The sequence below is a fragment of the Pseudonocardia sp. Ae331_Ps2 genome, assembly GCF_001932405.1.
GTDB lineage: Bacteria > Actinomycetota > Actinomycetes > Mycobacteriales > Pseudonocardiaceae > Pseudonocardia.
This window is the reverse complement of sequence record NZ_MCIM01000001.1, coordinates 5352301-5378295: the sequence shown is the minus strand read 5'-3', so window position 1 is coordinate 5378295 and position 25995 is coordinate 5352301. Positions and strand designations below refer to the sequence as shown.

Below are 25995 nucleotides of genomic sequence, written 5' to 3'. Positions count from 1 at the left end.
GCCCACGCCCGCCCGAGCACGGCGGGGGACTGCGGGTGGTCGCGCTCGGCGGCGGGCACGGCCTGCACGCCACGCTGACCGCGCTGCGTCGGTGCCCGCCGGTCACCGACATCACCGCCGTGGTCACCGTCGCCGACGACGGCGGTTCCTCCGGGCGGCTGCGCCGCGAGCTCGGTCTGCTCCCGCCCGGCGACCTGCGGATGGCGCTGGCCGCCCTCGCCGGTGACGACGAGCGGGGCCGCTTCTGGTCCGGGCTGGTCCAGCACCGCTTCGGCGGGACCGGCGCCCTGGCCGGGCACGCGGTGGGCAACCTGCTCCTCGCCGGGCTGCTGGAGCGCGACGGCGACCCGGTGCGGGCGCTGGCGACCGTCGGCGAGCTGATGGGCTGTGCCGGGCGGGTGCTGCCGATGGCCCGGGTGCCGCTGGACATCGAGGCGGAGGTCGCGCTGGACGGCGTGGACGGTGCCCACCTGATCCGGGGCCAGGTCGCCGTCGCCGCCACCCCCGGCCGGGTGCGCCGGGTCTGGCTGCGGCCCGAGAGCCCGCCGGCCTGCGACGAGGCCGTGCGTGCGGTGCGCGACGCCGACGTCGTGCTGCTCGGACCCGGCTCGTGGTTCACCAGCGTGCTCCCGCACCTGCTGGTGCCGGAGCTGCGTGCGGCACTGCTGGAGACCGTGGCGGCCCGGGTCGTGCTGCTCAACCTGGCCCCCGAGCCGGGGGAGACCGCCGGCTTCTCCCCCGAACAGCACCTTGAAGTACTGTCCGGGCACGCTCCCGGGCTGCGGGTGCACGCCGTCCTGGCCGACGCCGGGTCGGTGAGCCTGCCGGACCGGCTGGACGCGGCCGCCGCCGACCTGCTGGTCCCCGGCGGGCGGGTGTGGTCGGCCGCCGTCGCCGACGCCCGGGCGTCGACCCCACGTCACGACCCGGACGCACTGGCCGGGGCACTCGTCGACGTGTTCGGTGCTCTGGCCCCCGGCCGGATCCCGGCGGAGAACGGCACCCACGACAGCCCGCAGCACGACAGCCCGCAGCGTGGAAGGAGCTCCCGATGGCCATGACCGCCACGGTGAAGGACGAGCTGAGCCGGCTCACCGTCACCAAGCAGTCGTCGCGGCGTGCGGAGGTCGCCTCGTTGCTCCGCTTCGCGGGCGGCCTGCACATCGTGGGCGGCCGGGTGGTGATCGAGGCCGAGGTCGACACCGGCTCGGTCGCCCGCCGGCTGCGCCGCGAGATCCACGAGCTCTACGGCCACACCGCCGACGCGCACGTGATCACCGCGGGCGGGCTGCGCCGCAGCGCCCGCTACGTGATCCGGGTGATCCGCGACGGCGAGGGGCTCGCCCGCCAGACCGGGCTGCTCGACAACCGGGGCCGCCCGGTGCGCGGGCTGCCGCCGCCCGTGGTCTCCGGTGACCTGTCCGACGCCGAGGCCGCCTGGCGCGGCGCGTTCCTCGCGCACGGCTCGCTGACCGAGCCGGGCCGCAGCTCCGCCCTGGAGGTCACCTGCCCCGGCCCGGAGGCCGCGCTGGCGCTGGTCGGCGCGGCACGCAGGCTGGGTGTCACGGCGAAGGCCCGCGAGGTCCGCGGCGCCGACCGGGTCGTCGTCCGCGACGGCGACGCGATCGGCGCGCTGCTGACCAGGATGGGCGCCCACCAGAGCGTGCTGTCCTGGGAGGAGCGGCGGATGCGCCGCGAGGTCCGGGCGACGGCGAACCGGCTGGCGAACTTCGACGACGCGAACCTGCGCCGTTCGGCACGGGCCGCGGTCGCCGCGGCGGCCCGGGTCAGCCGCGCCCTGGAGATCCTCGGCGACGAGGTGCCCGAGCACCTGCAGGCCGCCGGCCGGCTGCGGGCCGAGCACACCCAGGCGTCGCTGGAGGAGCTGGGCCAGCTGGCCGACCCGCCGATGACCAAGGACGCGGTGGCCGGCCGGATCCGGCGGCTGCTGCAGACCGCGGACAAGAAGGCCGCCGAGCTCGGCATCCCCGACACCGAGTCCGCCGTCACCGCCGAGATGCTCGAGGAGGACGGCGGCGGGCGCTGACCCCGGTCACACCCCGTCACGAGAGGTTGCGCAGCGTCGGGCATGATGCCCTCGTGACGATCCCGGGCTCCACCCTCCTCGCCGTCCATCTCGATCGATCCAGCACGCTGCGGCCGCTCCTGCCCGCACTGCGCTCCGGTCTCGCCGACCTGCTCGCCGAGCAGGACGCCCACGACGGTGACCTGCAGGTCGTCGTCGCCACCGGGGACGACCTCACCCGCTCGCTGCCCGACGGCACGCACCCGCCCGCCGTCCCGGTCGGCGCCGGTGAGGCCCGGACCGCACTGCCCGCGAAGCTCCGCCCGCTGGGCGGCCCGGACCTGCGCGGCGGCGCGGCCCGGCTGCTCGGCGCCGTCGGCGACGAGCTCGCCGCCCGCGACGAGGCCGACCGCCCCGAGCGGGTCGTCGTCCTGCTCGTCGGGGAGGGCGCCGTGGGCGACACCTCCGCGGTCCGCGAGCGCATCGTCCACCAGCAGAACACCTACGCCTGGGAGTTCGTGCTGGTCGACGTGACCACCGGCACGATCCCGGCCACCGCCGGTGCCCGGGCGGCCGCGTCCGAGGAGAACCGGGGCGAGGGCGGGGACGCCGCCGTCGCCGTCGCCGAGCGCCCCGCGGGCGACGGTGCCGAGCGGTTCGGCGTGCCGGCCACCGCGACCATCACCGCAGGCCCGGGGGCCGCCGGCGTGACCGCCGCGCTGTCCGCGGCGTCGGCGTTCGTGACCCGGGCCCGTGCCGGGCGCCCGCACGAGCCGGTCGAGGGCTTCTCCGACGACGAGCGCGCCGCCGCCGAGGTCCCCGACACCCGTCCGGGCTGGCGCCGCCTGCTCCGCCTGGCCTGAGCACCCACCCGACGGCCCCGTGACCCGCCCGGGCACGGGGCCGCCGGGTGTCCGGATACCGGCCGGTACCGGTCCGTCCCCACACCGGGGACCGTCCGGAGCGCTCCGACCGTGCCCGACCGCGGAGCGCGGCGCAGGTCACGGGCCCTACGGGCGTCGCGACGGCCGATGCGCCGATAGGGTGGCTGCCGAGCACGGCACGCGCCGGCGCCCGCACGGGTGTCGACCCGCGATCGACCTGCCACACCCCACCGCCGGGACCCGGCGGGCCGGGGGAGAAGACGACAGGCACGACGAGCCCTGGAGGCATCTGTGACGGTCCGCGTAGGAGTCAACGGCTTCGGCCGCATCGGCCGGAACTTCTGGCGGGCGGTGGACGCCCAGCGCGCCGCCGGCACCACGGACATCGAGATCGTCGCGGTGAACGACATCACCGACAACGCGACCCTCGCGCACCTGCTGAAGTACGACTCGATCCTCGGGCGCCTGCCCTACGAGGTCAGCACCTCCGGCGACGAGATCGTCGTCGACGGCAAGGGCTTCAAGGGCCTGGCCGTCCGCGACCCCGCCGAGCTGCCCTGGAAGGACCTGGGCGTCGACGTCGTCGTCGAGTCGACCGGCATCTTCACCAAGCGCGAGGCCGCGGCCAAGCACCTCGACGGCGGCGCCAAGAAGGTCGTCATCTCCGCCCCGGCGACCGCCGAGGACATCACCATCGTCAAGGGCGTCAACGACGGCGACTACGACGGTTCGCAGACGATCATCTCCAACGCGTCCTGCACCACGAACTGCCTCGCCCCGCTGGCGAAGGTCCTCGACGACCTGCTCGGGATCGAGAAGGGTCTGATGACCACGATCCACGCCTACACCCAGGACCAGAACCTGCAGGACGGCCCGCACAAGGACCTGCGCCGCGCCCGCGCCGCCGCCCTCAACGTCGTCCCCACCTCCACCGGTGCGGCGAAGGCGATCTCGCTGGTCATGCCGCACCTCAAGGGCAAGCTCGACGGCTACGCGCTGCGGGTGCCGATCCCCACCGGCTCGGCCACCGACCTGACCGTCGACGTCCGCAAGGAGGCGTCGGTCGAGGAGATCAACGCGGCGTTCAAGGCGGCCGCCGAGGGCCCGCTCAAGGGCATCCTCAAGTACACCGAGGACCCGATCGTCTCCTCCGACATCGTGACCGACCCGCACTCGACGATCTTCGACGCCGGTCTGACCAAGGTCATCGGCAACCAGGTCAAGGTCGTCGGCTGGTACGACAACGAGTGGGGCTACTCCAACCGGCTCGTCGACATCACCGGTCTGGTGGCGTCGAAGCTGTGAGGACCCTCGACGACCTCGTCGCCGAGGGCGTGCAGGGCCGGACCGTCCTGGTCCGCAGCGATCTGAACGTTCCCCTCGACGACGACCGGAACATCACCGACGACGGCCGCATCCGCGCGTCCGTGCCGACGATCAACGCCCTCTACGAGGGCGGCGCCCGGGTCGTCGTCACCGCGCACCTCGGCCGTCCGAAGAACGGGCCGGACGAGAAGCTCTCGCTGGCCCCGGTCGCGCAGCGGCTCGGCGAGCTGCTCGGCGCCCCGGTGCGCCTGGTGCAGCTCGGCACGCCGCTACCGTCGATGGCCGCCGGTGACGTCGTACTGCTGGAGAACATCCGGTTCGACGCCCGAGAGACCAGCAAGGACGACGCCGAGCGCGGCGCGTTCGCCGACGAGCTCGTCGCCCTGGTCGGCGAGGACGCGGCGTTCGTGTCCGACGGGTTCGGCGTGGTGCACCGCAAGCAGGCGTCGGTCTACGACGTCGCCCAGCGGCTCGACCCCTACGCCGGCGGGCTCGTCCTGTCCGAGGTCGAGGTGCTCCGCACCCTGACCGGGAACCCGGAGCGACCGTACGCGGTCGTGCTCGGCGGCTCGAAGGTCTCGGACAAGCTCGCCGTGATCGAGGCGCTGCTGCCCAAGGTCGACACCCTGCTCGTGGGCGGCGGGATGTGCTTCACGTTCCTGGCCGCCCGGGGCCACGGCGTCGGGTCCTCGCTGCTGGAGGCCGACCAGGTCGAGGTCTGCCGGACGCTGCTGGAGTCCGGCAAGATCGTCCTGCCGACCGACGTCGTCGTCGCCGACGCGTTCTCCGCGGACGCGAACACGAAGACGGTGTCGGTCGAGGAGATCGCCGACGGCTGGATGGGCCTGGACATCGGGCCCGACTCGGTGCGGGAGTTCGCGGCCCGCATCGCCGACGCGAAGACGATCTTCTGGAACGGCCCGATGGGCGTGTTCGAGCTGGCGCCGTTCGCCGAGGGCACCCGCGGCGTGGCGCAGGCGATCGCGGACGGCGACGCCTTCTCCGTCGTCGGTGGCGGGGACTCCGCCGCCGCGGTCCGGGCGCTCGGCATCGCCGAGGACGCCTTCTCCCACATCTCCACCGGGGGCGGCGCGTCCCTGGAGTTCCTGGAGGGCGCGACCCTGCCGGGTGTCGCCGTGCTGGAGGAGAACGCCTGATGGCCACCCGCAAGCCGCTGATCGCCGGCAACTGGAAGATGAACCTCCACCACCTCGAGGCCATCGCGGTGGTGCAGAAGCTCGCCTTCGCCCTGCCCGACCGCTACCTCGACAAGGTCGAGGTCGCCGTCCTGCCGCCGTTCACCGACATCCGCAGCGTGCAGACGCTGATCGACGGGGACAAGCTGCGCCTCGTGCACGGGGCCCAGGACCTGTCCCCGCACGACTCCGGTGCCTACACCGGTGACGTGTCGGGGGTCATGCTGGCCAAGCTGGGCTGCACCTACGTCGTCGTCGGGCACTCCGAGCGCCGCGAGATCCACGGCGAGGACGACGCCGTTGTCAACGCCAAGGTGCACGCCGCGCTCAAGCACGGGCTCACCCCGATCCTGTGCGTCGGCGAGGGCCTGGACGTCCGCGAGGCCGGCACCCACGTGCAGCACTGCACCGAGCAGCTGCGCGCGGCGCTGAAGGGCGTCACCGCGGAGCAGGCCGCCGGGATCGTGCTCGCCTACGAGCCGGTCTGGGCGATCGGCACCGGCAAGGTGGCGGGTCCGGCCGACGCGCAGGAGGTCTGCGCCGCGCTGCGCGCGACGCTGGCCGAGCTGTACTCCGACGAGGTGGCCGGCGGCGTCCGCATCCTCTACGGCGGCTCGGTGAAGTCGTCGAACGTGGGCGAGATCGTGGCCCGGCCCGATGTCGACGGCGCCCTCGTCGGCGGGGCCAGCCTGGACGCCGAGGAGTTCGCGAAGCTCTCGGCGATCGCCGCGGGCGGCCCGCTCCCGTGACCGGCAACCACTAGCACCGGCACGACCACCGCGGCCCCGGTCCCCTCGTGAGGGGGCCGGGGCCGCTGGAGTATTCTCGGCCACTCCGGCGAGCGACCACTGATGGGGAAGCGCACGTGATCCTGACCCTCCAGATCATCCTGATCGTGACCAGCCTCCTGCTGATCGCGATGGTCCTGCTGCAGCGCAGCAAGGGTGGTGGTCTGACCAGCCTCTTCGGTGGCGGCGTGCAGTCGAGCCTGTCCGGCTCGGCGGCGGCGGACCGCAACATCGCTCGCTACACGGTCTTCGTCGGCCTCATCTGGCTCATCGCGGTGGTCGGCAACGGCCTGCTGCTGGCCACCGGCTGACGGTCGGACGGACGAGAGGGAGCGGGACATGGCAGGCGGCAACGCGATCCGCGGTACCCGGGTCGGTGCGGGCCCGATGGGCGAGAACGAGCGGGGCGAGACCGCCCCGCGCGAGCGCATCCCCTTCTACTGCGCGAACGGGCACGTCAACAACACCTGGTTCGCCGCGGAGGCCGAGGTCCCCGAGACCTGGGACTGCCCGCGCTGCGGGCTGCCGGGCGGGCGCGACGCGGAGAACCCGCCCGCCGCGCCCCGCACCGAGCCGTACAAGACGCACCTGGCGTACGTGAAGGAGCGGCGCAGCGACGCCGACGGGGAGGCCATCCTCGAGGAGGCCCTCGGCCGGCTGCGGGCGTCCCGGGAGCTCTGACCCCGAACCCGCGGCCCGCCCGGGTCGTGACCGGGCACACGTTCCGGTTAGATTCGGTGGTCATGAGCCGCTGGACGCTGCCCCCGGACCGGATCCCCTCGGCGTGGTTCAACGTCGTGCCGCACCTGCCGACGCCGCCGCAGCCGCCCCTGCACCCCGGGACCCGAGAGCCGGTGGTCCCGGACGACCTGGCTCCGCTGTTCCCGGCCGCCCTGATCGAGCAGGAGGCCAGCGCGGAGCCGTGGATCGACGTCCCCGGTGAGGTCCTCGACATCCTGAGGCTCTGGCGGCCCACGCCGCTGGTCCGCGCGACCCGCCTGGAGAAGGCGCTGGGCACCCCGGCGCGCATCTACTTCAAGGACGAGTCGATCTCGCCCTCGGGCAGCCACAAGACGAACACGGCGGTGGCCCAGGCGTTCTACAACGCCCGGGAGGGCACCACCCGGCTCACCACCGAGACCGGCGCCGGCCAGTGGGGGACCGCGCTGGCGTTCGCGTCCGCCCAGTTCGACCTGGACCTGAAGGTCTACATGGTGCGAGCGTCCTACGGGCAGAAGCCCTACCGGCGGATCGCGATCGAGACCTGGGGCGGGGAGGTCGTGCCGTCCCCGGTCGACGAGCCCGACCAGCCCGGCTCACTGGGCTCGGCCATCTCCGACGCGGTCCGCGACTGCGTCGGCCGCTCCGACACCCACTACGCACTCGGCTCGGTGCTCAACCACGTGCTGCTCCACCAGACCGTGATCGGTCTGGAGGCCAAGGAACAGCTGGCGCTGGCGGGGGAGCGGCTGCCCGACGTCGTCATCGCGCCCTGCGGCGGCGGGTCCAACCTGGGCGGCATCTCCTTCCCGTTCGTGCCGGACCCCGGCGTGCGGCTGCTCGCCGTCGAGCCGCTGTCCTGCCCGACGCTGACCCAGGGCCGCTACGACTACGACTTCGGCGACACCGCGGGTCTCACCCCGCTCATGCCGATGTACACCCTGGGCCACGACTTCGTGCCGCCGTCGATCCACGCCGGCGGTCTGCGCTACCACGGTGACTCGCCGCTGGTGTCGTCGCTGGTCAAGGACGAGCGGATGGAGGCCGTCGCCTACCCGCAGGGCAAGGTGTTCGAGGCCGCCATCCAGTTCGCGCGCGCCGAGGGCAAGATCCCGGCGCCGGAGTGCGGGCACGCCATCGCCGCCACCGTCGACGAGGCGCTCGCCGCGAAGGAGACCGGGGAGGAGAAGGTGATCCTCTTCAACTACTGCGGCCACGGCTTCCTCGACCTCGCCGCCTACGACGACTACACCCACGGCCGGCTCGACGAGATGGGCTGAGCCCCCGGGCACGTGACGACGGCCCGGCACCCCCGTGGCGGGAGTGCCGGGCCGTCACCGTGCGGGCGGTCAGCGGCGCAGGCCACCGACCAGGGCCGCGGTGTCGTGGCGGCGGGCCCACGCGACCACGCACACCGCCACCAGGGTCAGCGCCGGGAAGGCGACCATCGCGGGCATCAGCACCACGGTGACCGCGGTGGCCCCCACCATCAGCACCACCTGGCAGGCCGCGGCGAGCCCGCACAGCCGCGGGACGAGCAGCGCCACCGCGCCCGCCAGCTCCAGCCACCCGACGACGACCATCCCGGCCGTCCCCAGCCCCAGCAGGTCGAAGCCGGCGACCGCGACCGGATCGGCTCCGATCTTCGGCACGGCGGCCATGACGAAGATCCCGGCGAGCAGCACCTGCAGCACCCACAGGCCCACGGTGACGGCGCGCGGCCGGCGGGGACGGGCGGTGGTGGACGCGGACTCGGTGCGGATGGCGGTCATGACGGTCTCCCTCGATGGTGCGGCCCCGGGCCGGGGCCGCCGCCGTAAGGGGGAGACCGCACCCCGCGCCGGAACTCATCGGTCCGGTCCTGCCCCCGGTCCGGTCCGTGCCGTCGGTGCCGTGTGTCGCATGGGCGGCGTCTGCGTGCCCCGCGCCGGGTGCCCGGACCCGACACCCATCGGAAACCACGCATGGTTGCTCCACGAAACACCGCGGGCGAACGATCCCTGCCGGGGTCGGGGAACTGCGACGACGGAGGACGCGTGGGCGTGAATGCGGGAGACACCGCGTGGGTGCTGGTCAGCGCCGCGCTGGTGATGTTGATGACGCCGGGACTGGCGTTCTTCTACGGCGGGATGACCCGCAGCAAGTCCGTGCTCAACATGCTGATGATGAGCACCATCTGTCTGGCCGTGGTCAGCGTCCTGTGGGCGCTGTACGGCTACAGCTGGGCCTTCGGCAACGACGTGGGCGGCGGCCTCCTCGGCGTCGGCGAGTTCGCCGGGCTGGCGAACACCGTCGGCGCGATGGTCGGCGTCGGCAGCGACTCGGCCCCGTGGCCGGGGCCCGACGCTCTGCCCGCGCTGGCGTTCGTGATGTTCCAGCTCATGTTCGCGGTCATCACCCCGGCCCTGATCTCCGGCGCCGTCGCGGACCGCACGAAGTTCTGGGGCTGGACCGCCTTCGTCGTGCTCTGGGTGACCATCGTGTACTTCCCGGTCGCGCACTGAGGTGTTCTCAGTAGCGGGGTGGGAGGTTGTGGCGACACGCCGAGGGTGGTGAGATGAGCGGGAACGGGGCAGGACCCCGGTAGATCGGTTCGGTCCAGCACAGATCGACACCGTCACCGAGGTCCTGCATGTCTGATCCTGTCACCTACACCGCTGTCCTCCCGATCGGGGAGCGCACCGTGGCCTATCTGGCGCGGCTCCTGGTCCTTCAACGCCGTCGACGTGGCACCCGGCGGCGGGCGTTGACCCCGTTCGCCCAGGCAGTGCTGGTGATCCGCTGGTTCTGTGATGCTACCCGGGTCCGATGTTTGGCCGGTGACAACGCGATCAGCACTGCAACGGCCTACCGTTACCTGCACGAAGGCATCGACGTCCTCGCCGCGGCCGCACCCGGCCTGCACGGAGCCCTGCTCGCCGCCCGCACAGCCGGGCACACCCACGTGAATCTCGACGGCACCCTGATCGCCACCGACCGGTGCCGCGCGCTCGGCCTCACCCCCGGGGTCGACCTGTGGTGGTCGGGCAAGCACCGCCGCCACGGCGGGAACATCCAGGTCCTCACCGCACCTGATGGATGGCCGCTATGGACCAGCGACGTGCGGCCGGGCCGCGAGCACGACACCCGCTGCGCCCGTACCCACCCCGGGCTGCTCGAGGGCCTGGCCGCGTTCACCGACGACACCCACGCCGCGCTGGGCGACCTCGGCTACGAAGGCGAAGCCGACCGGCTCACCGTGCCCATCAAACCCGTCCCCGGCCGCGGGCAGACGGTCAACCAGCGCACCGTCAACACCCTGCACTCAGCCCTTCGTGCTCTGGCCGAACGCGGAAACGCCCTGCTCAAGACCACCTTCGCCGCGTTGCGGCGAGTCACGCTATGTCCCTGGCGCACCGGCGCGATCACCGCAGCTGCGCTCGTACTACTCCACACCGAGTACGACCGCACGACATGATCAACCCGCTACTGAGAACACCTCACTGGGTGTTCGCCTTCGACGGGTTCACCGGCCCGGACAACGTCGGCGGCTGGATCGCCAACACCCTCAAGGCCGAGGACTTCGCCGGCGGCACCGCGGTGCACATCAACGCCGGTGCCGCGGCGCTCGCGCTGGCGATCGTGCTCGGCAAGCGGCGCGGCTGGCCGCGCGAGCCGATGCGCCCGCACAACCTGCCCTTCGTGCTGCTGGGCATGGCGCTGCTGTGGTTCGGGTGGTTCGGCTTCAACGCCGGTTCCGCGCTCGCCGCCGGTGACCTCGCCGCGACGGCGTTCACCAACACCATGCTCGCCACCGCCACCGCGCTGATCGGGTGGCTGCTCGTGGAGCAGTTCCGCGACGGGCGTCCCACCACCCTCGGTGCGGCCTCGGGGGCCGTCGCCGGGCTGGTCGCGATCACCCCGGCCTGCGGGTTCGTGCGGCCGGTCGGGGCGCTGGCCATCGGGCTCATTGCCGGTGCGGTGTGCGCGCTGGCCGTCGGGCTGAAGTTCCGGTTCGGCCTCGACGACTCCCTCGACGTCGTCGGCGTCCACCTCGTCGGCGGCATCGTGGGCACCCTGCTCATCGGCTTCTTCGGCGACAACAGCGTCAACTCCGCCGCCGCCGGCGACAACGGCCTGTTCTACGGCGGTGGATTGGTCCAGCTGGGCCGTCAGGCACTCGCCGCGGGCGCCGTGCTGCTGTACTCCTTCGTCGTCGCGCTGGTCCTCGGTTACCTGATCAAGGTGACCATCGGGTTCCGCATCGACGAGGAGAACGAGGCCACCGGCATCGACGAGACCGAGCACGCCGAGACCGCCTACGACTTCTCGTCGCTGGGCACCCGCGCGCTCGCCGGGGCCTCGCGCCCCGCGACGCCGGCCACCCGCGAACCCGTGGGGGAGACCCGATGAAGCTCGTGACCGCCATCGTCAAGCCGTTCGCGCTGGAGGACGTCCGCGCCACGCTCGAACGCCTCGGCGTGCTCGGGCTGACCGTCGGGGAGGTCCGCGGGCACGGCAGGCAGAAGGGGCACACCGAGATCTACCGCGGCGCGGAGTACTCGGTGGACTACGTGCCCAAGGTGCGCATCGAGACCGTCGTCGACGACGACCTCGTCGACAAGGTCGTCGACGCCGTCGCCGAGGCGGCGCGCACGGGCAAGATCGGCGACGGGAAGATCTGGGTGCAGCCGGTCGAGACCATCGTGCGGGTCCGCACGGGCGAACGCGGCAGCGACGCCGTCTGAGCCGGTCAGCGCGTCGCCGGGCGGGCCGTCCGGCGACGCGCGACCCCGCCCGCGGGTGCGGTGCCCGCCGCGTGCGCCGCACCCAGCTCCGCCGCCGCGGCGGCGAACGCCGGGTCGAAGAACAGGAAGCTGAGCAGCTCCGCGCCGTGGGTGGTGTCGGCGTCCGGCACCGCGCCGCCGACCAGCCGTTCCAGCACGGCCAGCGACGGGTTCCGCAGCGCGCGCAGCCCGCCGTACTCGCGGCGGCGCACCGCGTCGGCCAGCTCCGCCAGCTCGGTGGCCCGGTCGGCGGGCGGCCCGGCGAACCAGGTCGCGATCCGGCGGTGCCGCCGGTCCTCGCCGCGCTCGACCAGCGCGTTGACCGCGCGCAGGGTCCGCAGGTCCTCGGTCACCCCGGCGCCCAGCACGATGCGCAGCGCCAGCGCGGCGACCGCGTACACGTCGGGCACCCGGTCGGCGGGGGGACAGCGCTGCGGCGGACGCGCCGAACGGCACGTCGGGTGTCGTCGCGACGACCCCGACCCAGTCGGCGCCCAGGCGCAGCGCGGGCTTCAGCGGGGTGTTGAGCCGGACCCCGCCGTCGAGGTACCAGCCGGCCGCCTCCCCCTCGATGCGGCGCGGGGCGAACAGCACCGGCACCGCGGCCGAGGCGAGCAGGTGGTCGGGGCCCAGCCGGGCGTCGACGTAGCGGATGTCGCGCCCCGGGTCGTATGGCGGCAGCGCCACGTCCGGCCCACGTTCGACGAACACCGTGGTCCCGCCGGTCCCGGCCGCGGTGCACGCCACGCCGACGGCGTCGACCCGGCCGCGGGCGACGGCGTCGTGCAGCCGGTCCCAGTCGACGACCCGGTCCACCACCGGGCGCAGCCGGTCGGCGTCCAGGAGCCGGGTCACTCGGTCCGGCACCAGCAGCAGCCTGCGCAGCCACGACGGGACCCCGGCGAGGTCACCGAGGTAGGCCGCGGTCGCCTCCACCGCCGACGACGGCAGCGCCACCACCTCGTCGGTGCGCACCGAGGACCAGCGGGCGACGAGCTCGGCGGCCGCGGCGTCCGGGGCGACATCGGCCAGCCCGGCGAGCGCGGCCACGTTCAGCGCACCCGCGCTCGTGCCGACCAGCACCGACGGCGCCGACCACGTCCTTGCCATCCGCGGAAGGAGCTCGGTCAGCGCACCCGCCTCGTAGGCCCCGCGCGCCCCGGCGCCGGCCACGACGAGTCCGGTCCGAGCCACCCCGCCAGGCTACCCGCGGTGGCCCCTCCCCAGGGCGACGGCGGGGACCCGCCGTCAGCCCCGCGGCACCGGCCGGACGTGACCGGCGGCGCGGGTCGCGCGCTCCCGGGCGGTGTCGACGTCGTCGGCGTGGGCGACCGCGACGCCCATCCGGCGCCGCTCGGTCGCGGTGGGCTTGCCGAACAGCCGCAGGTCCGCCCCCTCGACCGCGAGCGCCTCGGCGACGCCCTCGTAGGCGGGGGCGTCCATGTCCTTGCCGCCGTAGACCACCGCCGACGCACCCGGGGAGCGCAGTGCGGTGTCCACCGGCAGGCCCAGCACGGCGCGGGCGTGCAGCTCGAACTCCGAGAGCCGCTGGGTCGCCAGGGTGACCAGGCCGGTGTCGTGCGGGCGCGGGCTGACCTCGGAGAACAGCACGGTGTCCCCGCTCCCGTCGCGGCCCTCCCGGACGAACAGCTCCACCCCGAACAGCCCCCACCCACCGAGTGCCTCGGTGATCCGGGCGGAGACGTCGCGGGCGGCGGCCAGCGCGGCGTCGGACATGGGCTGGGGCTGCCAGGACTCGACGTAGTCGCCGGACTCCTGGCGGTGCCCGATCGGCTCGCAGAACGCGGTGCCGCCGGCGTGCCGGACGGTGAGCTGGGTGATTTCGTAGTCGAACTCGACGAAGCCCTCGACGATCACCCGCGGGTTCGACACCCGGGCGCCGGTGCGGGCCTGCTCCCAGGCGGCCTCGGCGTCGTCGGCGCTCTTCAGGACCGACTGCCCCTTGCCCGACGACGACATCACCGGCTTGAGCACGCACGGCAGCCCGACCGTGGCGACGGCGTCGCGGACCTCGTCGAGAGTGTCGGCGAAGACGTAGGGGGAGGTGGGCAGCCCCAGCTCCTCGGCGGCGAGGCGCCGGATGCCCTCGCGGTCCATGGTCAGCTTCGCGGCCCGTGCCGTCGGCACCACGGTCGTCCCGGCCGCCTCGATCTCCAGCAGCGCACCGGTGGCGATGGCCTCGATCTCGGGGATGACGAGATCGGGCGCCTCCTGCTCGATGAGCGTCGCCAGCGTCACCGGGTCGGTCATGTCGATCGCGTGCCAGCGGTGCGCCACCTGGTGCGCGGGTGCGTGCGGGTAGCGGTCGACGGCGACGACCTCCACACCCAGGCGCTGGAACGCGATCGCGACCTCCTTGCCCAGCTCACCCGAGCCGAGCAGCAGCACGCGGGTGGGGTCCGGGCCGAGCGGGGTGCCGATACGCATGACGGGGACCCTAACCGCAGGTCCACCTGCGGCACCCCGCCCGGGCGCGGCATCTCACATCCGCGCCCGGGCGGTGGTCAGGACACCCGGGCGACGAACCCGTCGGGCAGCTCCGCGGCCGCCTCGGTGTCGAGCAGCCAGCGGGTCGTGACGGTGCCGCGGGCCCCGCCGACCGGCAGCTCGGTCTCCGGTGTGCCGGTGAGCGCACCCGCGACGGCCGGTGCCTTGCCCGACCCGGCGGCGACCACCCACACCTCGCGGGAGCGGCGCGCCGCGGCCAGGGTCAGCGAGATCCGGGTCGGCGGCGGCTTCGGGCAGTCGAACACCGCGACGACCGTCGCCGCCTGCTCGTGCACGGCGGGGGAGTCGGGGAACACCGACAGGGTGTGGCCCTCCTCGCCCATCCCGACCAGGGTCACGTCGAACGCCGGGATGCCGTCGTCGTCGGGGCCCGCCAGGTCGTCGAGCAGCCGCGCGTAGTCGGCCGCGGCGGCCAGCGCGTCCTCGCGGGTGCCGCCGCCGGGCGGGGCCGCGGGCATCGGGTGCACCCGGGCCGGGTCCAGCGGGAGCGCGTCGAGCAGCGCCTCGCGGGCCTGGCGGTCGTTGCGCTCGGGGTCGTCGGCGGGGACGAAGCGCTCGTCGCCCCAGAACAGCTCCACCCGGTCCCAGTCGACGGCGTCGCGCGCCGGGGAGGCGGCGACGTCGCGCAACAGCGCGATCCCGACCCCGCCGCCGGTGAGCACCAGCCGTGGCACGGTGCCCGCGGCCTGCAGATCCACCAGCGCGGTGACCAGCCGGGCCGCGGTCGCCGCGGCGAGGGTGTCCTTGTCCGGGTGCACCGCGACCCGGACCTGCGACGTGGCGCTCACGCGCGCACCTTCAGCGGGGTGCGGCCGCGGGTCACCTTCGACACCCCGGCGAGGGCCTCGGCGTACACCTCGTCCGGGTCGAGCCTGCGCAGCTCCTCGGCGAGGCAGTCCGACACCTGCCGGCGCGCCAGCGCGATGAGGCGCTCCGGCTGCCCGGGCTGGCTCAGCCGGGCGGTCTTGCCGTCCGGGCGGGCCAGCTCGACGTCACCGGAGGGGCGCGTCAGCCGGACCAGGGCGAGCCCGTTGTCCTTCTCCGACGGCGAACGCTTCACCTTCACGCCCAGGCACGCGGCGAGCCAGCCCGCGATCAGCTCGGTGGACGGCGACACCGCCTCCCCGGCGACGACCGCCGACGTGATGCCCTCGAACGGCGGCACGTCCAGCGCCGCGGCCAGCTGGGCCCGCCACTGGGTGAGGCGGGTCCAGGTCAGGTCGGTGTCGCCCGGGGCGTAGTCCTTGCGGCGTGCCTCGAAGGCCTTCACCGGGTTCTTCGCCGAGAGCGCGTCGGTGATGCGGCGCTGCGCGAGGCGGCCCACCGCGTCCTCCGACGGCGAGGCCGGTGCCTCGTTCGGCCACCACGCGACGACCGGCGCGTCGGGCAGCAGCAGCGGCATGACCATCCCGGCGCCGGCGTCCGCGTCGGCCAGGGGGCCGTAGCCGCGGAGCACGATGACCTCGCTGGCGCCGGCGTCGCCGCCGACCCGGATCTGGGCGTCGAGCCGCGGCGAGGCCCGGCGCTGCCCGCGGGCCAGCACGATCACCCGGCAGGGGTGCTCGCGGCTGGCCGTGTTCGCGGCGTCCACGGCCCGCTCCAGCTCCGGGCCGTCCTCGGTCAGCACGACCAGGGTCAGCACCCGGCCCAGCGCGAACACGCCGCCGGACTCGCGGAGCTCGACGAGCTTGCGGTTGACCGCCGAGGTGGTGCTCGACGGGAGATCGATGATCACGATGGGGTCTCCGTCTTCTCCGCGACTGCCGTCGGTCCGCTCACGGCCGCCTCCAGTGGCGTCCGGTGCGGGCGAGCATCTCCTCGGCCGAGGTCGGACCCCAGGACCCCGCGGGGTAGGAGTCCGGGCCGCGCTCGTCGGCGGCCCAGTGCTCCAGCACCGGGTCCAGGATCTCCCACGACCGCTCGACCTCCTCGTTCACCGGGAACAGCGACGGCTCGCCGAGCAGCACGTCGAGGATGAGGCGCTCGTAGGCCTCCGGGGACGCCTCGGTGAACGCGTTGCCGTAGCCGAAGTCCATCGTGACGTCGCGGACCTCCATCTGGCTGCCCGGCACCTTCGACCCGAACCGCATGGTGACGCCCTCGTCCGGCTGCACCCGGATGACCAGGGCGTTCTGCCCCAGTTCCTCGGTCATCGTCGCGTCGAACGGCAGGTGCGGCGCACGCTTGAACACCACCGCGATCTCGGTGACGCGCCGGCCCAGGCGCTTGCCGGTGCGCAGGTAGAACGGCACCCCGGCCCAGCGGCGGTTCTCGACCTCGCAGGTGATCGCGGCGAAGGTCTCCGTGGTGGACTCCGGGTTGAAGCCCTCCTCCTCCTTCAGCCCCGGCACCTGCTCGCCGCCCTGCCAGCCGCCCTCGTACTGGCCGCGGGCGGTAGTGGCGTCGAGCGGGTGCGCGAGCTTGACCGCCTTGAGGACCTTGATCTTCTCCGCGCGCAGCTCGTCGGAGGAGAACGACGTCGGCTCCTCCATCGCGGTGAACGCGAGCAGCTGCAGCAGGTGGTTCTGGATGACGTCGCGGGCCGCGCCGATGCCGTCGTAGTAGCCGGCGCGACCGCCCAGGCCGATGTCCTCGGCCATGGTGATCTGGACGTGGTCGACGTAGTTGGCGTTCCAGATCGGCTCGAACAGCTGGTTGGCGAACCGCAGCGCCAGCACGTTCTGGACGGTCTCCTTGCCGAGGTAGTGGTCGATGCGGAACACCGAGTCCTCGGGGAAGACGTCGTTGACGATGGCGTTGAGCTCGATGGCCGAGGTCAGGTCGTGGCCGAACGGCTTCTCGATGACGACCCGCCGCCAGACGTCCGGGTCCTCCTGGGCGGACAGTCCGGAGCGGGCGAGCTGCTTGCAGACCACCGGGAACGCGCCCGGCGGGATCGACAGGTAGAACGCGTGGTTGCCGCCGGTGCCGCGCTTCTCGTCGAGCTCGCGCACGGTGCGCTCCAGCTCGTCGAAGGCGGCGTCGTCGTCGAAGGAGCCCTGGACGAACCGCAGCCCCTCGGCGAGGTGGTCCCACACCTCCTGCCGGAACGGGGTGCGGGCGTGCTCGCGCACGGCCTCGTAGACGACCTGGCCGAAGTCCTCGTTGTCCCAGTCGCGCCGGGCGAAACCGGTCAGGGCGAAGCCCGGCGGCAGCAGCCCCCGGTTGGCGAGGTCGTAGATCGCGGGCATGAGCTTCTTGCGTGACAGGTCCCCCGTCACTCCGAAGATCACCAGTCCGCAGGGGCCGGCGATCCGGGGGAGCCGCTTGTCACGGGGGTCGCGCAGCGGGTTGGTCCGTCCGCCGTTCGCGGTGGGCATCGCCCCTCCTAGTACTGGTGTTCTCGTGATCGGGACACCGGGTCACGGCTCTGTCGATGTGACGGCCCTGGCCAGGGTGACCAGCCCGGCGAGCCGGTCGGTCAGGTGCAGCCGCAGCACCGGACGTCCCCGGCGTCGCTGGTCGTCGATGACCGCCCGGGCCTGTGCCGCGTGCAGGCTATCCAGTCCCGGGCCGGGCGGCGAGGCGCCCGCGCCGACGGATCCCGGAAGATCACCGCCGGGTCCGTCCCCGGTCAGGTGACAGTGCACCGCGACGTCCGGTGCACCGGTGTCGCCGCTGCGGCAGGCCGGGGCCCAGCCGAACGCGACGGGCAGCCCGAGCCGGGCCACCAGTGGCCCGCGCAGCACCGAGACCGAGGCGTCGGACTCCGGGTCCAGCCAGGCCGAGACGACCGCCGGGGCCCCGTCGGCGACGGCGGCCAGCGCGTCGAGCGCACCGGCGACGGTGCGGGTGCCGGCCGGCAGCCAGTCCCCGGCGTGCACCGCGATCCCGCCGTCGACGAACGACGGCGCGGGGTCGGTGCCGTCGGCGGGCGCGGGTGGGGCGGGCGCGAACGGGTCGGTGTCGAGCACCCGCCCGGCCAGCGCCGCGGCGGCCTGCCACAGCACGACCGCGGCCCCCGGTCCGGCGTCGAGCCGCACCGCGCCGTGGCCCGGCCCTGGCCGCGGCCCGGTGCCGTCGGCGTGCACGTCCACGACGCCCGCGGGAGCGGTGGGCTCGCGGGGGCCGGGGCCCGCGCCGACCGGCTCGTCGGGCGGCACCGGCACGACGGTGAGCCCGGCGGCGGTGAGCAGCGGGGCCAGCCAGCCGGTCAGGGCGGGGGAGCGCTCGACGTCGCGCAGGGCGAGCAGCGAGCCGCGGCCCGCGACGAGCGCACCGGCCAGCAGCAGCGCCGGGTTGTCCGGGTCGTCGGCGGCCAGTGCGCGCTCGGCGGCGACGGCGTCGCCCAGGACGGCGGGCACGTCCGCTCCGGCGAGCCCCGCGGGGACCAGCCCGAGCGGTCCCAGTACGCCGAAACGGCCGGGCACGTCGGCGTCGAGGGTGACCACGACCGGACCGGGGTCGGCGGGGACGTCCAGCGGCGAGCCGGGCTCGGTCAGGTGCACGGTGCGCGCGGCGAGTGCCTGTGCGCCGACCTCCTCGGCGATCGCGGCGGCGACCACCCGGGTGACGGCCGCGACCACCGGGTCGGTGCCCGCCGCGTCGGCGACGACGAGGACGGTCTCGGCGAGCTCCCCGGACAGCGCCTCCGCGACCTGCACGGGGTCCGCGGAGTCCAGCGCGGTCAGCCGGGTCCCGTCCGGGGCGGTCCCGGCGACCACCCGGGCCGCGGCGACCGCGTCGGGCGTGCCGACGAGCAGCACCCGGTGCGCACCGGCGACGGCGAACCGCTCGCGCAGCGCGGCGACCTGGCCGACGAGTGGCCGGCTGCGGGTGGCGAGCCCGGCCCAGCCGGTGCGGGGCGGGGCACCCGCCGCGCGGGGCCCCCAGACGCTGGGGTCGCCGTCGGCGAGCCGGGAGGCGACGGTGTCGCCGGCCAGCTCGGCGGCGATCCGCCGGGCCGCCCCGGCGAACGGCTCACCGGCGAGCCGCACCCGCACCGGGGAGGGTGCGGGTACGGCCGGGCCGCCGGTGGCGGCGGAGCCGAGGTCGGCCCCGTCGCCACCGGGAGTGACCTCGTCCAACTACTTCGCGGAGTCGAGCTGGCCGCGGACGGTGTCCTGCAGCTCGGTCCAGGACTTCTCGAACTTCTCGACGCCCTCGTTCTCCAGGGTGAGGAACACGTCGTCGAGGTCGATGCCCTGGCCCTCCAGGTCGGTGAAGACCTGCTGGGACGCCCCGGCGGTGTCGGTGACCTTGTCCCCGTTCACCTCGCCGTGGTCGGCGAAGGCCAGCAGGGTCTTCTCCGGCATCGTGTTGACGGTGTTGTCCACGACCAGCTCGGACACGTACAGCGTGTCCGGGTAGTCGGGGTTCTTCACCCCGGTCGAGGCCCACAGCGGGCGCTGGGCGTGCGCACCCTTCGCGGCGAGGGCGTCCCAGCGGGCGCCGGAGAACGCGTCGCGGTAGGCGGCGTAGGCCAGCCGCGAGTTCGCGACGGCCGCCTTCCCGCGCAGACCGAGCGCCTGCTCGCCGCCGATCGCCTCGAGCCGCTTGTCGATCTCGGAGTCCACACGGGACACGAAGAACGAGCCGACCGAGTGGATCCGGGACAGGTCCTGGCCGTTCTCCAGGGCCTGCTCCAGGCCGGTCAGGTAGGCGTCCATCACGAGCTTGTAGCGCTCGACGGAGAAGATCAGCGTCACGTTCACGCTGATGCCCTCGGCGGTCGCCCGGGTGATGGCCGGCAGGCCCTCCTCGGTCGCCGGGATCTTCACCAGCAGGTTCGGCCGGTCGACGGCCTTGGACAGCTCGCTCGCCTGGGCGGCGGTGCCCTCGGTGTCGTGCGCCAGCCGCGGGTCCACCTCCAGGGAGACCCGGCCGTCGACGCCGCCGGTGCGCTCGAAGACGCCGGAGAACACGTCGCAGGCCTGCTGCACGTCGGCGACGGTGATCTCGCGGATCGCGGTGTCGACGTCGGCGCCCCGGGCGGCGAGCTCGCGGACCTGCGCGTCGTAGGCGGCGCCGTCGGACAGCGCGCCCGCGAAGATCGTCGGGTTGGTGGTGACCCCGACGACGTGCTTGTCCTCGATGAGCTCGGCCAGGTTGCCCGAGGTCAGCCGTTCGCGGGACAGGTCGTCGAGCCAGATGGAGACTCCGGCCGCGGAGAGTGCGGCCAGTCGGTCGTTGCTCACGTTCGCTCCCTTCACGCCGTCGTCGCGGCGAGGGTCTCCCGCGCGGCGTCGGCGACGGTGTCGGCGGTGAAGCCGAACTTCTCGAACAGGGTGGCGGCATCGGCGCTGGCGCCGAAGTGCTCGATGGACACCGATCGCCCAGCGTCGCCGACGACGGCGCGCCACGGCATCGCGATCCCGGCCTCGACCGAGACCCTGGCCCGCACCGCGGACGGCAGGACCGACTCGCGGTAGGCCTCGTCCTGGGCGTCGAACCACTCGACGCACGGCATGGACACCACACGGGTACCGACGCCGTCGGCCTCCAGCTTCTTCCGCGCCTCGACCGCGAGGTGCAGCTCGGAGCCGGTGGCGACGATCACGACCTGCGGGACGCCGGTCGAGGCGTCGGACAGCACGTAGCCGCCGCGCGCGACACCCTCGGCGGAGGTGCCCGGCAGGGTCGGCACGTTCTGGCGGGTCAGCGCGAACCCGATCGGCCCGTCCGACGGGCGCTCCAGCGCCGCCTTCCAGGCGTAGACGGTCTCGTTGGCGTCACCGGGGCGGACCACCGACAGGCCCGGGATCGCGCGCAGCGCGGCCAGGTGCTCGATCGGCTGGTGGGTCGGGCCGTCCTCGCCCAGACCGATCGAGTCGTGCGTCCACACGTAGATCGGGTTGGTCTTCATCAGGGCGGCGAGGCGGACCGCCGGGCGCATGTAGTCGGAGAACACCAGGAAGGTGCCGCCGTAGGCGCGGGTCGGGCCGTGCAGGGCGATGCCGTTGAGGACCGCGCCCATCGCGTGCTCGCGGACACCGAAGTGCAGCGTGCGGCCGTACGGGGAGGTCGTCCACATGCCGGTCGAGGCCGACTTCGGGCCGAACGAGTCGACGCCCTTCATCGTGGTGTTGTTCGACTCCGCGAGGTCGGCCGAGCCGCCCCACAGCTCCGGCAGCACCTCGGCCAGCGCGCCGAGCACGGTGCCGGAGGCCTTGCGGGTCGCCAGGCCCTTCTCGTCGGTGTCGAAGTGCGGCAGCGCGTCCGCCCAGCCCTCGGGGAGCTCCTTCGCGAGCAGCCGGTCGAGCAGCTGCTTGCGCTGCGGCTCGCGCTGCGCCCACTCGTCGAAGGTGCCCTGCCAGGTGTCGTGCGCGGCGCGGGAGCGCTCGCCGACGGCCCGGGTGTGGGCGAGGACGTCGGCGTCGACCTCGAAGTCCTGGTCCGGGTCGAACCCGAGGACCTTCTTGACCTCGCGGACCTCGTCGTCACCGAGCGCCGAGCCGTGCGCGGCACCGGTGTTCATCTTGTTCGGCGACGGGTAGCCGATCACGGTCTTGAGCACGATGATCGACGGACGGCCGGTCTCGGCCTTCGCGGCCTCGAGCGCGGCGAGGATGCCGGTGACGTTCTCGCCGCCCTCGACGACCTGCACGTGCCAGCCGTAGGCCTCGTACCGCTTCGCGGTGTCCTCGTTGAACGCGATGTTGGTGTCGTCCTCGATGGAGATCTCGTTCGCGTCGTAGATCACCGTGAGGTTGCCGAGCTCCTGGCGGCCGGCCAGCGACGACGCCTCGGAGGTGACGCCCTCCTCGATGTCGCCGTCGGAGGCGATCACGTAGATCTGGTGGTCGAACGGCGAGGACCCCTCGGGGGCGTCCGGGTCGAACAGACCGCGCTCGCGACGGGCGGCGATCGCCATCCCGACGGCCGAGGACAGCCCCTGGCCCAGCGGGCCGGTGGTCATCTCGACGCCGCGGGTGTGGCCCCACTCCGGGTGGCCCGGGGTGAGCGAGCCCCACGTGCGGAGGCTCTCGAGGTCCTCGCGCTCCAGGCCGTATCCGGCCAGGTAGAGCTGGATGTAGAGGGTGAGGCTGGAGTGGCCCGCGGAGAGCACGAACCGGTCGCGGCCCATCCAGTCCGGGTCGGCCGGGTCGTGGCGCATGACGCGCTGGAACAGCGTGTACGCCAGCGGGGCCAGGCTCATCGCGGTGCCGGGGTGTCCGCTGCCGCACTTCTGGACCGCGTCCGCGGCCAGTACACGGATGGTGTCCACGGCCCTGCGGTCGAGGTCGGTCCAGTCGTCGGGGACGTGCGCGCGGGTGAGCGCGGCGACGGCGCTGTCCCCGGCGTGGGGGGACGTAGCGGTCTCGGACAAGGCGATGGCTCCTGTACTCGCGTCGACGATCGTCGGTCTGCCGGTGGTGGATCCGGAGGTCCGCCCGGTGGTCGCGGCCACTGCGGTGGCGGCGACGTCGGCGGGTGTCGTGGTGACCCGGACCACCTGGCGGCATCCTCGCCGCCCCGACCCGGAACACCCTACTGCTCACGCCCGCGGCCAGCGGCTTTGCGCCTCGTGGCGTTCGGCGGACCGGGGCGCCGAGGTCGGTGTACCCGGCGGGCCCGCGACGCATGCCACCGGTTAGCATCGACGCGCTGTAGAACTAGGGAGGTCGCCACCGCGGCTACCCACCCGGTGTCCACGGCACCGAGCCGGTGCGGCCCCTCGGGCGGCGCGGCACGGGATCACTACGTCGAACCGAGCGAGGTACGAACAGGTGAGCGCACCCGCGTCAGGGCGGAGCCGGGCCGACGAGGCCGGAGTGCCGGCCGAGCACGTCCCGGCCGGACCGGACGCCGCGCCGGCGGCGACGCCCCCCGCCACGACCGTGGTGGTCCCGGCGGCACCGACCGGGCGCCTCGCCCGTGTCCGCGCCACGGTGGCGGCCTATCTGGGCCTCACCAAGACGCGGATCATCGAGCAGCTGCTCGTCGTCACCGTGCCCGCCATGTTCCTGGCCCAGCGCGGCGTGCCGTCGCTGCTGCTGATCGCGGCCACCCTGGTCGGCGGCGCGATGGCCGCCGCCGCGGCGCACGCGCTGAACTGCGTCGTCGACGCCGACATCGACCAGAAGATGGCGCGCACCGCCCGCCGTCCGCTGGCACGGGGACAGGTCCCCACCCGCAACGCGCTGGTGTTCGGCCTCGTCCTGGCCGCGCTGAGCTCGGTGTGGCTCGGCCTGACCACGAACTGGCTCGCCGCCGTGCTGTCGCTGGCCGCGATCGCGTTCTACGTGCTCGTCTACACGATGCTGCTCAAGCGGCGGACCTCGCAGAACATCGTGTGGGGCGGTGCCGCGGGCTGCATGCCGGTGGTGATCGGCTGGGCCGCGGTGACCGGCACCGTCGAGTGGCCCGCGCTGGTCATGTTCGGTGTGATCTTCTTCTGGACGCCGCCGCACTTCTGGGCACTGGCGATGCGCTACCGCGAGGACTACGCCGCCGCCGGGGTGCCGATGCTCCCGGTCGTCGCGCCCGCGCCCGCGGTGTCGGTGCGGATCGTGGTCTACAGCTGGGTGATGGTGGCCTGGAGCCTGCTCCTGCTGCCGGTGACGTCGTGGGTGTACCTCGCGGTGGCGCTGCTCGGCGGGGCCTACTTCGTGTTCCGGGCGCACCGGCTGCACCACCAGGTGAAAGAGGGCGGCGAGATCTCCCCGATGCCGCTGTTCCACCTGTCGAACATCTACCTGTGCGTGCTGTTCGCGGCGATCGCCGTCGACGCCGCGCTGGGGCTGCCGGTCCTGTTCTGAGCCCGGACCGGCAGCCGCCGGGGCGGTGGCCGGTCAGCGCAACAGGTCCGGGGTCTCCCACTCGGTGCCCAGCACGTGGTGGTCCAGGAACGCCCACACCGTGCGGTACCAGACCTTCGCGTGGTTCGGGGCGAGGACCCAGTGGTTCTCGTCGGGGAAATACAGGAACCGGTGCGGGTTGGCCTCCGGGTCGGCCTGCCGGGACACCAGGTCCCACCACAGCCGCAGCCCCTCGCCGATCGGCACCCGGTAGTCGCGGTCGCCGTGGATCACCAGCATCGGGGTGGCGATCGCGTCGGCGTGCCGGTGCGGGCTGTTGGCCTGGGCCATCGCCGGGGTCATCTCGGTCAGCCAGTACTCGGCGTGGTCGGTCGTCGGCCCGAACTGGTCGAGCGCCCACAGGCTGGCGTGGGTGACGATCGCGGCGAACCGGTCAGTGTGCCCGGCGACCCAGTTGGCCATGTAGCCGCCGAAGGAGCCGCCCATCGCCGCGGTGCGGGTGTCGTCGATGTCGGGCCGGGCGGTCGCGGCGTCGGTGGCGGCCATCAGGTCGGTGAACGGCGCGCCGCCCCAGGCACCCCAGCCGCGCTGGACGAAGTCCTGGCCGTAGCCGGTCGACAGGGCCGGGTCGGGGAGCAGCACGGCCCAGCCGCGTGCGGCCATCAGCCACGGGTTCCACCGCCACGACCAGGCGTTCCAGCTGGCCAGCGGGCCGCCGTGGATCCACAGCAGCAGCGGTACCGGGTGCTCGGCGTCGGCGCCTTCGGGCAGGACCAGCCAGGCGCGGACCCGGGTGCCGTCGGCGGCGGTGGTCTCCAGTTCGGTGAGCGAACCGGGCAGTGCGGGCGCCGCGGCGGGTGCGGGCAGGTGCTCCGGGACGGCGTCGTGGCCGTCGGCGGGGATCCGGACCGGGGCGGGCGGCGCGTCGTAGGCGTGGCGCAGTGCGTAGACCCACCGCCCGTCCGGCGACGGGCACGGGTCGGAGTAGGTGCCGTGGTCGCCGGTCAGCCGGGTGACGGCGTCGTCCTCCCCGGTCGCGCCCAGCTCGATCCGGAACAGCGGGCCGCGGCCGTTCTCGTCGGCGGTGACCACCAGCGCGGACCCGTCCCGGGTCCACCGCGCCGCGGTGGGCCACCGGTCCCAGCCCGGTGCCACCGGGCGCGGTGCGCCACCGGCGAGCGGGACCAGGACCAGCTCGATCCGCGGCGCGACCTCCGGGGTGGAGACGCGTTCGCGCAGCGCGACGACGGTCCGCCCGTCCGGGCTGATCCGGGGCGCGGCGTACTCGTGCCCGTCGTCGTCGGTGAGGCCGCGGTGCTCCCCGGTCGCGGTGTCGACCACGACCAGACCCGGCCGCCAGGTGCCGTGGCCGTGCGCGCGGTACCAACCGGTCACCACCGAGCCGCCGTCGGGGGACACGTCGAACGCGGTCTCGTCCAGCGCACGGCCCGGCGCCGGGGTGAGGTCCCGCCACGGGTCCGTCTCCCCGGGGGTGGCCAGGAGCAGCCGTTCCTCGGCCGGGCCGAGGTCGTGGTCCCAGTGCCGCACCGGGTAGCCGGTGTGCAGCATCGCGGTGACCTTGCCCTCGGTGCGCGCGCTGCGGCGCTGCTCGTCCTCCTCGGTCGTGGTGGCACCGGGCAGCGTGGGGGAGGACACGACGACCGTCCCCGCGTCGGCGGCGACAGCGACCGCGGAGATCCCGCCGGGCCGCGCCCCGGCGGGCTCGGCCTCGCCCCCGGCCGCCGGGAGGCGCCACAGCGAGGTCGGCGGCTCGGTCTCCCCGGTGGCATCGGGGTCGGGGCGGGCGGACCGGAACAGCAGGTCGCCGTCGGGGGTGAAGACCGGCCCGGACTCGCCGGCCGCGCCCCGGGTCAGCCGCCGCGCCGGGGCGTCCCCCGCGGGGTCGATCTCCCACAGGGCGGTCCGGTAGCGGGTGCCGTCGGCGTCGAGCTCGGCGACGCCGGTGACCAGGCGCTGCCCGTCGGGGGACAGGGTGAGCCCGCCGAGGCGGGGGAGCGCGACGTAGGCGTCGAGGTCGTGGAACGGGGTGTCGGTCACG

22 protein-coding genes and 3 pseudogenes are annotated in these 25995 nt (G+C 74.1%); 14 read left to right on the top strand and 11 right to left on the bottom strand.

From position 1 onward, the window contains the following. Positions 1-29: 29 nt before the first annotated feature. The 9 genes from yvcK to Ae331Ps2_RS25120 all read left to right on the top strand — a co-directional run bounded on the left by yvcK (position 30) and on the right by Ae331Ps2_RS25120 (position 8220). Entirely contained in the window at positions 30-1061 is a 1032-nt protein-coding gene (yvcK, locus tag Ae331Ps2_RS25160) for a uridine diphosphate-N-acetylglucosamine-binding protein YvcK (protein WP_083696365.1), read from the top strand. Continuing rightward, on the top strand, positions 1052-2047 hold the full coding sequence (gene whiA, locus Ae331Ps2_RS25155) for a DNA-binding protein WhiA (RefSeq protein ID WP_060711951.1): 996 nt from the start codon (positions 1052-1054) through the stop codon (positions 2045-2047). The genes yvcK and whiA overlap by 10 nt, the downstream gene beginning before the upstream one ends. Positions 2048-2100: 53 nt before the next feature. Beyond that, positions 2101-2889, top strand: a complete 789-nt coding sequence (locus Ae331Ps2_RS25150) for a hypothetical protein (RefSeq protein WP_075306109.1) — start codon at positions 2101-2103, stop codon at positions 2887-2889. A 312-nt stretch (positions 2890-3201) separates the two neighbouring features. Then, a complete protein-coding gene (gap, locus tag Ae331Ps2_RS25145; RefSeq protein ID WP_075306111.1) occupies positions 3202-4215 on the top strand; it encodes a type I glyceraldehyde-3-phosphate dehydrogenase in 1014 nt (337 codons plus the stop codon). Beyond that, entirely contained in the window at positions 4212-5393 is a 1182-nt protein-coding gene (pgk, locus tag Ae331Ps2_RS25140) for a phosphoglycerate kinase (protein ID WP_075306113.1), read from the top strand. Before gap ends, pgk begins: the two co-directional genes overlap by 4 nt. Next, positions 5393-6181 (top strand): triose-phosphate isomerase, encoded by a 789-nt coding sequence (gene tpiA, locus Ae331Ps2_RS25135; protein WP_020627704.1) that lies wholly within the window; start codon positions 5393-5395, stop codon positions 6179-6181. The genes pgk and tpiA overlap by 1 nt, the downstream gene beginning before the upstream one ends. A 116-nt stretch (positions 6182-6297) precedes the next feature. Continuing rightward, positions 6298-6531 carry a preprotein translocase subunit SecG gene (gene secG / locus Ae331Ps2_RS25130; RefSeq protein WP_020627703.1) on the top strand — a complete coding sequence of 78 codons (234 nt, stop codon included), beginning with the start codon at positions 6298-6300 and terminating at the stop codon, positions 6529-6531. 28 nt (positions 6532-6559) lie between these two features. Then, the gene (locus Ae331Ps2_RS25125) at positions 6560-6901 is read left to right on the top strand and encodes an RNA polymerase-binding protein RbpA (RefSeq protein ID WP_020627702.1); all 342 of its coding nucleotides are present in this window, start codon (positions 6560-6562) and stop codon (positions 6899-6901) included. A 62-nt stretch (positions 6902-6963) separates the two neighbouring features. Next, positions 6964-8220, top strand: a complete 1257-nt coding sequence (locus Ae331Ps2_RS25120; RefSeq protein ID WP_075306115.1) for a TrpB-like pyridoxal phosphate-dependent enzyme — start codon at positions 6964-6966, stop codon at positions 8218-8220. 69 nt (positions 8221-8289) lie between these two features. Here Ae331Ps2_RS25120 and Ae331Ps2_RS25115 read toward each other — a convergent pair whose 3' ends face one another. Beyond that, the gene (locus Ae331Ps2_RS25115; protein WP_075306117.1) at positions 8290-8712 is read right to left on the bottom strand and encodes a DoxX family protein; all 423 of its coding nucleotides are present in this window, start codon (positions 8710-8712) and stop codon (positions 8290-8292) included. A gap of 318 nt (positions 8713-9030) precedes the next feature. Here Ae331Ps2_RS25115 and Ae331Ps2_RS25110 point away from each other — a divergent pair. From Ae331Ps2_RS25110 to Ae331Ps2_RS25095, 4 genes and pseudogenes are all read left to right on the top strand, one after another. Further along, positions 9031-9441, top strand: a pseudogene (locus tag Ae331Ps2_RS25110) (ammonia channel protein); the annotation flags it as partial. Between the two features lie 131 nt (positions 9442-9572). Further along, positions 9573-10397: a transposase family protein gene (locus Ae331Ps2_RS25105; protein WP_075329683.1), complete on the top strand. Its 825-nt coding sequence runs from the start codon at positions 9573-9575 to the stop codon at positions 10395-10397. A gap of 23 nt (positions 10398-10420) precedes the next feature. Next, positions 10421-11332 (top strand): annotated as a pseudogene (locus Ae331Ps2_RS25100) (ammonium transporter); the annotation flags it as partial. Further along, the gene (locus Ae331Ps2_RS25095; protein WP_075306119.1) at positions 11329-11667 is read left to right on the top strand and encodes a P-II family nitrogen regulator; all 339 of its coding nucleotides are present in this window, start codon (positions 11329-11331) and stop codon (positions 11665-11667) included. The pseudogene Ae331Ps2_RS25100 and the gene Ae331Ps2_RS25095, both read left to right, overlap by 4 nt. A gap of 5 nt (positions 11668-11672) precedes the next feature. Here the strand turns inward: Ae331Ps2_RS25095 and Ae331Ps2_RS32750 are convergent, their stop codons facing one another. The 9 genes and pseudogenes from Ae331Ps2_RS32750 to tkt form a co-directional block, all read right to left on the bottom strand. Next, positions 11673-12107: a hypothetical protein gene (locus tag Ae331Ps2_RS32750; RefSeq protein WP_198932183.1), complete on the bottom strand. Its 435-nt coding sequence runs from the start codon at positions 12105-12107 to the stop codon at positions 11673-11675. Positions 12108-12267: 160 nt separating this feature from the next. Then, positions 12268-12879 (bottom strand): annotated as a pseudogene (locus tag Ae331Ps2_RS34390) (patatin-like phospholipase family protein); the annotation flags it as partial. Positions 12880-12954: 75 nt separating this feature from the next. Beyond that, positions 12955-14154 carry a formate-dependent phosphoribosylglycinamide formyltransferase gene (purT, locus tag Ae331Ps2_RS25085; protein WP_075306121.1) on the bottom strand — a complete coding sequence of 400 codons (1200 nt, stop codon included), beginning with the start codon at positions 14152-14154 and terminating at the stop codon, positions 12955-12957. A gap of 77 nt (positions 14155-14231) precedes the next feature. Next, positions 14232-15023 (bottom strand): 6-phosphogluconolactonase, encoded by a 792-nt coding sequence (pgl, locus tag Ae331Ps2_RS25080; protein ID WP_075306123.1) that lies wholly within the window; start codon positions 15021-15023, stop codon positions 14232-14234. Continuing rightward, positions 15020-15970, bottom strand: a complete 951-nt coding sequence (gene opcA / locus Ae331Ps2_RS25075) for a glucose-6-phosphate dehydrogenase assembly protein OpcA (protein ID WP_075306125.1) — start codon at positions 15968-15970, stop codon at positions 15020-15022. Before opcA ends, pgl begins: the two co-directional genes overlap by 4 nt. Positions 15971-16010: 40 nt before the next feature. Beyond that, positions 16011-17555 carry a glucose-6-phosphate dehydrogenase gene (gene zwf / locus Ae331Ps2_RS25070; protein WP_020626160.1) on the bottom strand — a complete coding sequence of 515 codons (1545 nt, stop codon included), beginning with the start codon at positions 17553-17555 and terminating at the stop codon, positions 16011-16013. A 42-nt stretch (positions 17556-17597) separates the two neighbouring features. After that, positions 17598-19262, bottom strand: coding sequence for a hypothetical protein (locus Ae331Ps2_RS25065; RefSeq protein ID WP_075306127.1), 1665 nt, complete (start codon positions 19260-19262; stop codon positions 17598-17600). Beyond that, the gene (gene tal / locus Ae331Ps2_RS25060; RefSeq protein ID WP_043280211.1) at positions 19263-20372 is read right to left on the bottom strand and encodes a transaldolase; all 1110 of its coding nucleotides are present in this window, start codon (positions 20370-20372) and stop codon (positions 19263-19265) included. 11 nt (positions 20373-20383) lie between these two features. Then, complete coding sequence (gene tkt / locus Ae331Ps2_RS25055) at positions 20384-22504, bottom strand: transketolase (RefSeq protein ID WP_075311729.1); 2121 nt, start codon at positions 22502-22504, stop codon at positions 20384-20386. A 511-nt stretch (positions 22505-23015) separates the two neighbouring features. On the opposite strand from tkt, the gene Ae331Ps2_RS25050 reads away from it, so the two are divergent. Beyond that, positions 23016-23936, top strand: coding sequence for a heme o synthase (locus Ae331Ps2_RS25050; RefSeq protein WP_233147767.1), 921 nt, complete (start codon positions 23016-23018; stop codon positions 23934-23936). A gap of 33 nt (positions 23937-23969) precedes the next feature. Here the strand turns inward: Ae331Ps2_RS25050 and Ae331Ps2_RS25045 are convergent, their stop codons facing one another. Further along, the gene (locus Ae331Ps2_RS25045; protein ID WP_075306129.1) at positions 23970-25994 is read right to left on the bottom strand and encodes a prolyl oligopeptidase family serine peptidase; all 2025 of its coding nucleotides are present in this window, start codon (positions 25992-25994) and stop codon (positions 23970-23972) included. Position 25995: the final 1 nt, after the last annotated feature.

What these genes read in the sequence shown, in the direction of transcription:
- whiA (WP_060711951.1), top strand. Translation starts at nt 1,052, where the DNA reads ATGGCCATGACCGCCACGGTGAAGGACGAGCTGAGCCGGCTCACCGTC.
- tpiA (WP_020627704.1), top strand. Translation starts at nt 5,393, where the DNA reads ATGGCCACCCGCAAGCCGCTGATCGCCGGCAACTGGAAGATGAACCTC.
- Ae331Ps2_RS25125 (WP_020627702.1), top strand. Translation starts at nt 6,560, where the DNA reads ATGGCAGGCGGCAACGCGATCCGCGGTACCCGGGTCGGTGCGGGCCCG.
- Ae331Ps2_RS25120 (WP_075306115.1), top strand. Translation starts at nt 6,964, where the DNA reads ATGAGCCGCTGGACGCTGCCCCCGGACCGGATCCCCTCGGCGTGGTTC.
- Ae331Ps2_RS25115 (WP_075306117.1), bottom strand. Translation starts at nt 8,712, where the DNA reads ATGACCGCCATCCGCACCGAGTCCGCGTCCACCACCGCCCGTCCCCGC.
- Ae331Ps2_RS25105 (WP_075329683.1), top strand. Translation starts at nt 9,573, where the DNA reads ATGTCTGATCCTGTCACCTACACCGCTGTCCTCCCGATCGGGGAGCGC.
- Ae331Ps2_RS25095 (WP_075306119.1), top strand. Translation starts at nt 11,329, where the DNA reads ATGAAGCTCGTGACCGCCATCGTCAAGCCGTTCGCGCTGGAGGACGTC.
- purT (WP_075306121.1), bottom strand. Translation starts at nt 14,154, where the DNA reads ATGCGTATCGGCACCCCGCTCGGCCCGGACCCCACCCGCGTGCTGCTG.
- zwf (WP_020626160.1), bottom strand. Translation starts at nt 17,555, where the DNA reads ATGCCCACCGCGAACGGCGGACGGACCAACCCGCTGCGCGACCCCCGT.